This window comes from Microbacterium sp., from assembly GCF_036277215.1.
Classification (GTDB): Bacteria; Actinomycetota; Actinomycetes; order Actinomycetales; family Microbacteriaceae; genus Microbacterium.
In genome coordinates this window covers 1-9,840 of the sequence record NZ_DASUNI010000194.1, presented here as the reverse complement: position 1 = coordinate 9,840, position 9,840 = coordinate 1, and the positions used below count along the sequence as shown (strand labels likewise).

The following is a 9,840-nucleotide window of genomic DNA, read 5'->3' as shown; positions in this document are numbered from 1 at the left end:
GAAGACGGCGGATCCGGGCGAGATCTCGGCGTGGCGTCCGATGCGCGTTCCGGGTGCGAGGGTGCTGCGGGTTCCGATGGTCGCACCGGCTCCGATGCTGATCCCGCCGATCCGAACGGTGTCGCCGTCGATCCAGTAGCCGGAGAGGTCCACCTCCGGTTCGATGGCGGCTTCGTCGGCGATCTCCAGCATGCCGGTCACCGGCGGAAGCGAATGCAGGTCGACGTTCGCGCCCATCTTCGCCCCGAGTGCCCGCGCGTAGTAGCTGACCCAGGGCGCACCGGCCAGTCCGACCGGGTCGACCTGGTGCGCGACCTGCTCAGCGAGCCATAGTCGAAGGTGCACACCGCCGCCGCGCGGATAGTCGCCCGGCCGAAGGCCCCCGAGCAGCAGGCGTGCGACGGCGGCGGAGATGAGCATCCTGCCGAACGGCGTGACGAACAGCACGAGCCCCGCGAGGATGAGCCACAGCGGCGCTTCGGGAAGGAAGTCGAAACCGGGGAACAGTCGCAGGATCCAGCCGGCGGTGAGCAGCCACACGGTCCACCTCAGCCCCGCGAAGATGAACAGCGGAACTCCGGCCGCGCTCTGCACCCACTGCATGATGCGGGGGGTCGGACGCGCGACGCTGAAGGTGTTCGGCAGATCGCTCAGCTCGGACGCCTCCGACTCGATCGCGTCGGCCATCTGGCGCAGCCGCGGCAGATCGTAGACATCCGCCATCGTGAACTCGGGCGCTCGCGCGCGAATCCGCGAGACGAGCTGGGCCGCGGCCAGCGAGCCGCCACCGAGCTGGAAGAAGTCAGCATCCTCATCGCCCGGCCGGATGCCGAGGACTGCGACCCACTGTTCGGCGAGCCACGCGGCGGTGCCCGACAGCGACGAATCCGTGGCATCCGTATCGCTCAGCGGCCACGGCAGCGAGGCCTTGTCGACCTTGCCGGACGTTCGCACTGGAAGGTCGTCGACGACCGCCAGCAGGGGAATCAGCGGGGCGGGCAGCGTGTGCGCGAGCTCGGCCCGCGCGGTCTGCCGGTCGAAGCCGCCGGCGGGCACGACGTAGCCGACCAAGATCGGCACCCCGCCCTCGGTGCGCTGGACTACGACGGTCGCCGCGGACACGGCGGAGAGGTTCTGGAGCGCGGACTCGACTTCCCCGAGCTCGATGCGTCGGCCGCCGACCTTGACCTGATCGTCCGCTCGCCCCTGGAAGTGCAGCCCCTCCGGCTCGAGGCGGACGAGATCGCCGGAACGGTAGGCGCGTTCCCAGCCGAGCGTCGGCAGAGGCGCGTACCTCTCGGCATCCTTCGCCGGGTCGAGATATCGCGCGAGGCCGACGCCGCCGATGATGAGCTCCCCGACCTGGCCCTCGGCCACCGGCATCCCGGCGGAGTCGACCACGGCGAGTGCCCAGCCCGCCAGCGGAAGGCCGATGCGGACGGGACCCTGCCCGTCCAGCAGGGCCGCGCAGGCGACGACCGTCGCCTCGGTCGGGCCGTACGTGTTCCAGACCTCTCGCCCTTCGGCGACCAGGCGGGTGACCAGCTCGGGCGGGCACGCCTCGCCGCCGAAGATCAGCAGCCGCACGTTCTCGATCGCGTCCTGCGGCCACAGTGCGGCCAGCGTCGGCACCGTCGAGACGACGGTGATCCCGTGACCCAGCAGCCAGGGTCCGAGGTCCTCGCCGGAGCGGACCAGCGCGCGCGGCGCGGGAACGAGACACGCGCCGTGCCTCCACGCGAGCCACATCTCCTCGCACGACGCATCGAACGCGACCGACAGGCCGGCGAGAACGCGGTCCCCGGGCGCAAGAGGGGCGGGCTGCAGGAACAGGCGCGCCTCCGCGTCCACGAACGCGGCGGCGGAGCGGTGCGTGACGGCGACGCCCTTCGGCACACCCGTCGATCCCGAGGTGAAGATGATCCAGGCGTCGTCATCCACCGTCGGTGTGGGAATGGTCTCGATCGCCCGGGAGCTCGGATGTGGTACGTCTCCGACGAACAGGTCGTCGGACGTGATTGCGGCCGGAGCCGGCGCGGTGGGCTCGAAGACGCCGTTGCGCGTGATCACGCCTTTGACGCCGGCCTCCCCGAAGACCAGCTGCGCGCGCTCGGGCGGGTCGTCGGCGTCGACGGGGACGTAGGCGGCTCCTGCCGCCAGAATCCCGAGGATCGCCACGTACAGGTCGCGGCTGCCGGAGGGCATCCGCACGCCCACGCGATCGCGGCGGCGGACTCCATTCGCGTGCAGTCGCGCCGCGGTGCGCCCGACGCGCGCGAGCAGCTCGGCGTAGCTCAGCGCGCCGTCCGCGTCCTCGAGCGCCGAGGCCTCGGGGTGACGGGCGCTCGTCTCGCGCAGGATGTCGATCAGCGTCCGCGGCGACGGTGCCGCGGACGACAGATCGAGGAACTCCTGCATCGAGGGCGTCAGGATGACAGCAGCGCGATCAGCTGCGCCTTGTTCGAGCGCGAGAAGCCGGTGCGACCCGCAGCACGCGCACGATCGCGCAGCTGGACGACCGTCAGCGCCGCGAGATCCTCGGCCGACGGTGCCGACGGTGCCTTGACTCGCGCGGGCCGCTTCGCCGGCGCCGGTGCCGGGGCGGCGGTCACGGTGGTCTGCCCGGTGCGCGGGCTGACGGCATCCTGCTGCCCAGCAGCCGACTGCGTCGAAGACGCCTGCTTGCCGGCATCGGACTTCTTCTTCGCGGCGGCCGCGCGCTTCTTCGCGTCGGCGGCCTTGGCCGCGGCGAGCCTGCTCTCCGCCTTGTCGGCGGCCTTCTCGACCCGTGTGATCGCGGCGACGGCCTTCTTCTCGACCTTGCGGGGCTGGCTCGCGAGCTTCTTCTTCGACGCCTGCGATGCGTCCTTCGCTTCGTCCGCCAGCGATAGGAGCTTCTTCGCGTCCTTCTTCGGCAGCGTCCTGCTCAACCGCTTCGCTTCCTTCGCGGCGGCGGCCGCGGCATCCAATGCGGCTTCGGCCGACTTCACGGCCTTGGTGGTCTTCGCCATCGTCACACCTTCTCAATCCTCGGTAGCGGAGCCTGCAGCGGACGGCGGCTCCCTGCGGGGCCAGGGTACAGCGGCGGCAGCAACGAGCGGGGTGCCGGACCGCAGAGTCCTCAGCTGGCGATCCCCTGGCGGATCTGCGTGATGGCGGCGGATGTCGCATAGACGTATCCGGGGAGAGTGCCGGGCTCGCCGCGCCACCGGCGGGCGACGGCGTCCAGAGGAAACGCCAGGGTCTTCTTGGAATCGCCGTAGACGGCCAATCGCTGGCCGCGCTTGTCGGTCACGTGCACCCAGCGCAGTCCGAGCGTCGTGGCCAGGTGATGCCCGATTCCGGCTCCGACGAGGTTGATCAGCGGCGTGGGATCGGTGCTCGCGAAGGTGCCGGTCGTTCGTGCCTGCTCGAGGAACTCGTCCAGTGCGGCCGGCTCGGGCGCGACACCGAGCGTGCGCAGCGTGTTCACGAGGGACTCGACCCAGTCCAGGTCGTCCTCGGTCAGCTCTGTGATGTCCTTCATGCGGCTCCTCGCCTGCGCCCCGGGTGCTCTCGGCACGGTAGAGGTACGAGGTGAACGGCTACGGAACGGGATGTTGCGGTTGGGATGCTCCTACGGCCTGCGGGCGGCGGGCGGCCGCGCCGAGCGGCATGCCGAACCGTGCAGGGTTGACCGGGACTCGCTCGACCGCTTGCATCGACAACAAGCGACGGCCGAAAGGATCATGCGATGACCGGTTTTCTCCCTCCGTTCGGGCGCCGGTCGTTCCTCGAGTCGTCGCCGACCGACACCGCGTCGCCCGGTGCCGTCGCGCCCCTCTCCTTCTTTCAGACGCGCAGCCGCGCGGCGTCGCTCCCGCTCGCGGTCGCGGAGCTCGACTCGACCGAGACATTCGGCGCCATCTCCACCGAGGCCGGAGACCTGGTCGCGAGCGGCCGGGCCGCGAAGTTCCTCATCGACCGGCGCAACCCCGCCGCGCCGTCGGCGAGGTTCATCAACGGCAGATTCGTCCGTGACGGCGTGATCCCGGAGGAGGCCAGGTTCCACTACCCCTTCGGTCGTGCGACCTTCCAGATTCCCGAGCCCCTCGAGACGTTCAACGCGGTGACGTACTTCACGCACGACAAGCGGTACATCGCCGGCAGCCTGCGCACCTACCACCTCGACGGGTCTGCCGAGCCGGTTTACGGGCTGCAGTTCTACCCGCAGGACGTGATCCGCGAGCGCAGCATCGTGGAGGCGGTCGCCACGGTCCGCACGCAGATCGACATCGCGGACGCCAGGTTCGCGTTCGTCCGGACGGGATCGCAGCAGACGACCGAGACGGTCGCCGCGGACCTGGCAGCTCTCGGGATCGAGGTTCTTCCGCTCGACCGGATCCTCGGCGCGATCCGGTACCTGCCGCTGAATCTCGGCGAGGCGTGGGGCCATCTGCGGGTCTTCCCGCGCGATCGCGACGAGCTGACCGCCACCGACATCCCCGTCTTCGATGAGCTTCCGCTCGACCTGTCGGTGGTGGCCGGGGTGCTCACGCGCGCGGTGCAGGACACGAACTCGCACGTGAACCTGAAGTCCAAGGAGCGCAGCACGCCCAACGCGGTGCTGCGGGACGCAGGCCCCGACCACCCGCGGCTGGCGCCCTTCGCCGACCAGCCGGTGCACCTGGTGGTGGGCCGGGACGACTTCGTGCTGGAGCCGTCGACCGACGAGGTCGTGGCGGCGAAGCTCGCGGCACGCATGGCACGGCCGCTGACGCCGCTGACGTGGGAGCCCGAGACTGCGCTCCGCTCCTACGACGAGATGGCGAGCGGCAGCCTGCGCCAGACCCGGAGCTTCGCGGTGCGCTACGGGTCGAAAGCCGCGAACACCGCGTTCCTCGCCCATCGGGATGTGCTCGGTCGCGTCGACGACCCGGGCAGCCAGAGCGCCCAACGCGGGTACGACCTGGTTCCGCAGGGCTTCGCAGTTCCGGTGCAGGCGTACCGCGACTTCATCGAGCACCCGCCGAACTCGGACGTCCGCGACCTGATCGACACCTTCGTGGCTGCGGAGCAGGCGGGCGAGCTCTCGCCGAAGCAGAGGGCGCAGCGCGTCGAGGGGATCCAGGCCGGGATCATGGCGGCATCCTTCCCACCCGGCGCATTGGAGCGGGTGCGGGCCAAGATCGACGAGGTGATTCCCGGGGTCGAGAAGATCAAAGTGCGCTCCAGCGCCAACGCCGAAGACGTGCCGGACTTCGACGGAGCCGGGCTGCACGACAGCTACGCCGCCGACACGACGAAGAGAGACCGGCCCATCGGACCGTGCCTCGTCGAGGTGGAGGACGATGCCGGAGGCGAGGTGAAGCGCAAGGTCAAGCCGAAGTCGGTGGGATGCGCGATCAAGGGCGTGTACGCGAGCCTCTGGAACAAGCGGGCAGTGGAGGAGCGCAGCTTCGCTCGCATCGACCAGTCGACCCTCGCGATGGGCTTGGCGATCGTCCCGGCGTACGACACCGAGTCCGACGTCGGGTCGAATGCGGTCGTGGTCACTCGCGTGCTCAACACCGACGGCGTGTACGGGTATTCGCTCTCGATCCAGCAGGGCAACAACCTGGTCACCAATCCCGACCCCGGCACGTACTCCGAGGTGACGGTCGCGGCCTTCGTTTCGGACACTGACCCGACCAGCCTGACTGTCACCCGCTTCGCGAAGCCGACCCCCGATGACCCTGAGCGGACTGAGCCCGTGCTTGCGCGCGAACAGCTGCTCGAACTCGTCAGCCTCGCCAAGCGCGTCGAGCGGGCGTACTGCCGGGCGACGCCGGGCTACTACCGCGACTGCGAGTTCGCCCCGGCCGCCAATGACAAGGATGCCGCGCTCGATCTCGAACTGAAGATCCTCCAGAACGGGCGGCTCGTGTACAAGCAGGTCCGCGAATTCGGCGGTCGCTGAGCGGTCAGTCGATCGCCTCGCGCCAGGAGTGCACGGGGTCGTAGCCGAGCAGTCGGCGGGCCTTGTCGATCGAAAGCAGGGTCTCGTGCGCCCCGATCCCGTCGCGCACCGGCACGTCGGGGAACACCTGGGCCACGAGCTCGGCATTCGAGCGGGACATCACCGTGTCGGCGGCCGCGATGATGAACCGCTCGAACCCGGGGAGGGCGGCATCCAACGCCCGCTGGACGGCCTGCGCACCGTCTCGCGCGTCGATGTAACCCCAGAGGTTCCACTTGCGCAGGGTCGCATCCGCATCGAATCCCGGGAACTCGGCGTAGTCCTCGGGGATCATGACGTTCGAGAAGCGCAGCGCCGTGATCGACAGGGTCGGGTCCCACCGCACGAGCTCGGTCGCCAGCTGCTCCTCGAGGTGCTTGACCAGGGAGTAGACCGACTCCGGACGGGCCGCGTACTCCTCGTCGACGGGAATGTACGGGGGTGGGGTGTCGAAGGGCAGTCCCAGCACGGTCTCACTGGACGCGTACACGATGCGACGGATGCCGAGACGATGCGCCGCCCAGAACACATTGAACGTGGCGGCCATGTTGTTGTGGAAGGTCGCGACATCACTGCGGATGCCGGGAGCCGGGATCGCGGCGAGGTGCACGAGCGCATCGACACCATCGTGCTGGTCGTTCACTCCGGCGATGGCGTCGATCACCTGGCCGTAGTCGCGCAGGTCGACCTGGACGAAGCCGGATCCGCGCTCGCCGTGCTGATCGAGGTTGACCACGTCGTTGCCGGCCGCGCGGAGTTCGGTCACGACCACCCGTCCGAGCTTGCCGGAGCCACCTGTCACTGCAATGCGCATGAGCCCACTCTCGCACTGCTTCCGACCGACCGCGGCGCGGCGGGTCAATTCCGTTGATCGGAAATGCGAGCGACGTCGGAGAAGGTCCGACCTATCGTTGCCAGCAGTTCCGAGGAAAGGTCGATGATGACAACTGAAACTCTCGCGCAGGCGATCGAACGCACCGGCAGTCCGGTCGAGTTCCTCCGCAACCAGAACTGGCCTGCGTTCACATTCCCTGTGGCTCCCGAGTTCACCAACTGGCGCGACGAACAGCGCGCCTGGAACACGACAGTGGCGCTGATGGATCAGTCCCACCACATGACCCAGCTGTTCCTCGACGGCGCCGACCTGATCCCGCTGCTCGAGTCGATCTCTCCCAACACGTTCGCCACGTTCCGGCCCGGTGTCGCCAAGCAGCTGATCTCGGTGAATAAGGACGGCTACCTCATCGGCGACGGCATCCTGTTCTACAACCACGACGGCGCGGAAGGCGTGGTGCTCATCGGGCACCACATCCTCATCGACTGGGTGCGCTACAACGTCGAGAAGGCCGAGGCCGACGGCCGAGACGTCCGCCACCGGCTCGAGTCGAACACGCACATGCGGGAGGGCCGGCCGCCGACGTTCTACCGCTACGAGCTGCAGGGTCCTCGCGCAGTCGAGGTCATGGAGAAGCACTTCGGAGAGGTGCCCGACGTGAAGTTCTTCCACATCGGTCGATTCGAGATCGCCGGACGGAAAGTCAGCGGTCTCCGGCATGGAATGGCCGGCCAGCCCGGGTTCGAGTTCTTCGGCCCGTGGGAGGACGCGGACGCCGTGCTCGAGGCGCTGCTGGAGGCGGGCGCGGAGTTCGGAATCCGCCGGGTCGGGGCGAAGGCATACTCCGCGACGCCGCTGGAGTCGGGATGGGTGCCGACCCCATTCCCTGCGATCTTCGACGAGGACTTCGCGCATTACCGCGAGTGGCTTCCGGCCGCCCGCGCCGGGTCGATCGGCGGATCGCTGTACTCGCCCGACGTGCACGACTATTACATGACGCCCTACGACCTCGGTCTGGGGCGGTCGGTGCGCTTCGATCACGACTTCCACGGCCGCGAGGCGCTCGAGAAGCTCGCCGAAGCGCCGACCCGTCGCAAGGTGACGCTGCTGTGGAACGCGCAGGACGTCGCCGATGTGGTCCGCTCGCAGGTGGAGCCCGGCGTGCCGGCGAAGTTCCTGGACTTCCCGAAGGCGCGGTACGGCTTCTACCAGATGGACGAGGTGCTCAAGGACGGCAAGCGGGTCGGCATCTCCACCGACGCGGGTTATGTCGCCTTCGACCAGCTGTACATGTCCCTGGCGACCCTCGACGTCGACGTTCCCGACGGCGAGGTCGTCGAGGTCGTGTGGGGTGAGGACCCGATCTCGCAGAAGCACCAGTCCGACGCGAACCACCGGCAGGTGCGCATCCGCGCGACCGTGGCGCCGGCACCGTTCCACGAGTGGGCGAGGACCGTATACCGCGCGAACGGCTGAGCGCTGCCCGTGGCCTCACCAGCCGCTGCGCGTGGGGGAGTGCCCCTGCCGGGCGTCGTCGGGCATGGCCATCTCGGCCCGCACGCCGAGCAGGCGGATCGGCCGGTCGGGCTCGATCTTGTCGACGAGCTCCATCGTCCTGGCGAGCACCTCGTCACGGTCGAAGGTAGAGCGGACCTTCTTGGTGAAGGTCTTGGTGAAGAACGGCGCGTAGCGGACCTTCAGCCCGAGGCCGACGACCGGTCTTCCGTCCGCGGCCACGTCGTCGAGCACCTGTGAGAGCAGGTCGCGCGCGGCCTGCTCCACCTGCTCGCGGTCGACGAGGTTCTGCTGGAAGGTCGTCTCCCGGCCGTGCCCGCGCGGCACCCAGGGGGTGTCGTCCACGACCGTCGCGCCGTCTCCGCGGCCGAGCTGCCGGTACCAGAGGCCCATCCGCGGCCCGAACTCGGCGACCAGAGCGGCCTCGTCGCCTGCGGCCAATTCTGCGACGGTCAGGATGCCGAGGCCCGCCAGCCGCTTGGAGATCTTCGATCCGACGCCCCACAGCTCGATCGTGGGACGCGCGCCCATCACCTCGAGCCAGTTGTCGGCCGTCAGCCGGAACATGCCGCGAGGCTTGCCGAAGCCGGTCGCCACCTTCGCGCGCACCAGGGTGTCGCCGATGCCCACGCTGCAGTGCAGCTGGGTGCGGTCGAGCACGGCCTTCTGAACCTGCCGCGCGTACGCCTCGGGGTCGTCGGCCACGATGCCGATGAACGCCTCGTCCCAGCCCAGCACCTGCACGACAGCGCCCGGCTGTTGCCGCAGCGTCGACATGACCTCCTCGGACGCGGCGTTGTACGCAGGCGCATCGACCGGGAGGATCACGGCGTCGGGGGCCTTGCGCGCGGCCAGGCGCAGCGGCATCCCCGACCCGACTCCGAACTCACGCGCCTCGTAGGACGCCGTCGAGACCACCGCTCGCTCGGTCGGATCGCCGCGACCGCCGACGATGATCGGCTTGCCCGCGAGCTCGGGACGCCGCAGCACCTCCACGGCCGCGATGAATTGATCGAGATCGACGTGCAGCACCCACCGACGCCGATCCGAGCCCATGCGCATAGTCTGCGTCCTGGCGCGCGCAGGCGCCATGCGACCAGCCGCGTGCGCTCTCCGCGAACGCGGCCGCGGAGAACCCCCGCAGTGCTGAGATGGTCGCATGGACGAAGAGGATGCGCTCGACGCGTACTCGTCCGCGGTGGTGCGGATCGCCGAGACGACACTGCCGTCGGTCGCGTCCGTGTCGGTCCGCTCCGCGCGCGGCGCCGGCGCCGGCAGCGCCTCGGTCATCTCGACGGACTCGCACCTGCTGACCAGCGCCCACGTCGTCGAGGGTGCGGTGCGCGCAGAGGTCGCCTTCTCCGACGGAACCGTCCTGGACGCGCGCGTCGTTGGCAGCGATCCGCTGTCGGACCTCGCCGTGCTCCGGGCGGAGGGCGGCACTCCGCCGCCGGTGCCGTGGGGCGATGCGTCGAAGCTCCGCGTCGGACAGCTCGTGGTCGCCCTCGGAAAC

Annotated in this window: 8 protein-coding genes; 3 read left to right on the top strand and 5 right to left on the bottom strand. The window is 69.5% G+C overall.

Translation table 11 applies throughout. The features are described 5' to 3' along the window. From VFX99_RS10055 to VFX99_RS10045, 3 genes are all read right to left on the bottom strand, one after another. A partial coding sequence (locus VFX99_RS10055; RefSeq protein ID WP_329666160.1) for an amino acid adenylation domain-containing protein occupies positions 1 to 2,418 on the bottom strand: 2,418 nt, incomplete at its 3' end. An 8-nt stretch (positions 2,419 to 2,426) separates the two neighbouring features. Beyond that, the gene (locus VFX99_RS10050; RefSeq protein ID WP_329666159.1) at positions 2,427 to 3,011 is read right to left on the bottom strand and encodes a hypothetical protein; all 585 of its coding nucleotides are present in this window, start codon (positions 3,009 to 3,011) and stop codon (positions 2,427 to 2,429) included. A gap of 110 nt (positions 3,012 to 3,121) precedes the next feature. Then, on the bottom strand, positions 3,122 to 3,526 hold the full coding sequence (locus VFX99_RS10045) for a DUF3806 domain-containing protein (protein ID WP_329666158.1): 405 nt from the start codon (positions 3,524 to 3,526) through the stop codon (positions 3,122 to 3,124). Positions 3,527 to 3,733: 207 nt separating this feature from the next. Between VFX99_RS10045 and VFX99_RS10040 the strand changes: the two genes are divergently transcribed. After that, on the top strand, positions 3,734 to 5,938 hold the full coding sequence (locus VFX99_RS10040; RefSeq protein ID WP_329666157.1) for a PEP/pyruvate-binding domain-containing protein: 2,205 nt from the start codon (positions 3,734 to 3,736) through the stop codon (positions 5,936 to 5,938). Positions 5,939 to 5,942: 4 nt separating this feature from the next. On the opposite strand, the gene VFX99_RS10035 is transcribed toward VFX99_RS10040, so the two are convergent. Continuing rightward, on the bottom strand, positions 5,943 to 6,791 hold the full coding sequence (locus VFX99_RS10035) for an NAD(P)-dependent oxidoreductase (RefSeq protein ID WP_329666156.1): 849 nt from the start codon (positions 6,789 to 6,791) through the stop codon (positions 5,943 to 5,945). Between the two features lie 123 nt (positions 6,792 to 6,914). Between VFX99_RS10035 and VFX99_RS10030 the strand changes: the two genes are divergently transcribed. Continuing rightward, positions 6,915 to 8,288: an aminomethyl transferase family protein gene (locus VFX99_RS10030; protein WP_329666155.1), complete on the top strand. Its 1,374-nt coding sequence runs from the start codon at positions 6,915 to 6,917 to the stop codon at positions 8,286 to 8,288. Between the two features lie 15 nt (positions 8,289 to 8,303). On the opposite strand, the gene VFX99_RS10025 is transcribed toward VFX99_RS10030, so the two are convergent. Beyond that, positions 8,304 to 9,383, bottom strand: a complete 1,080-nt coding sequence (locus VFX99_RS10025) for a DNA polymerase IV (protein WP_329666154.1) — start codon at positions 9,381 to 9,383, stop codon at positions 8,304 to 8,306. Between the two features lie 103 nt (positions 9,384 to 9,486). Between VFX99_RS10025 and VFX99_RS10020 the strand changes: the two genes are divergently transcribed. After that, the coding region (locus VFX99_RS10020; RefSeq protein WP_329666153.1) for a S1C family serine protease at positions 9,487 to 9,840 on the top strand (354 nt) is incomplete at its 3' end.